Annotated in this window: 1 protein-coding gene; it reads left to right on the forward strand. The window is 53.5% G+C overall.

Translation table 11 applies throughout. The features are described 5' to 3' along the window. Positions 1 to 30: 30 nt before the first annotated feature. The coding region (locus AC5O77_RS22390) for a hypothetical protein (protein ID WP_494507245.1) at positions 31 to 555 on the forward strand (525 nt) is incomplete at its 3' end.

Raw genomic sequence — 555 nt, forward strand, 5'->3', positions numbered from 1 at the left:
ATATTAAATATAACTTTAAAAGGTGTGATCATGTTTTGTGTGCAATGTGAACAAACTATCCGTACTCCGGCAGGAAACGGCTGCTCATACGCGCAGGGGATGTGTGGTAAAACGGCGGAAACCTCTGACCTTCAGGATTTACTCATCGCGGCGCTGCAAGGGCTTTCGGCCTGGGCGGTAAAAGCGCGTGAATACGGCATCATCAACCACGATGTAGACAGCTTTGCGCCACGCGCATTTTTCTCAACCCTGACCAACGTTAACTTCGATTCCCCGCGTATTGTCGGCTACGCTCGTGAAGCGATTGCCCTGCGCGAGGCGCTGAAAGCACAATGCCTGGCTGTAGATGCCAACGCCCGCGTCGATAACCCGATGGCTGACCTGCAACTGGTGAGCGACGATCTCGGCGAGCTGCAACGTCAGGCAGCAGAATTTACCCCTAACAAAGATAAAGCGGCGATTGGCGAAAACATTCTCGGCCTGCGTCTGCTGTGCCTGTATGGCCTGAAAGGTGCGGCGGCCTATATGGAACACGCGCATGTTCTCGGTCAATAC

The organism is Stenotrophomonas sp. INTA L402-1 (genome assembly GCF_059295135.1).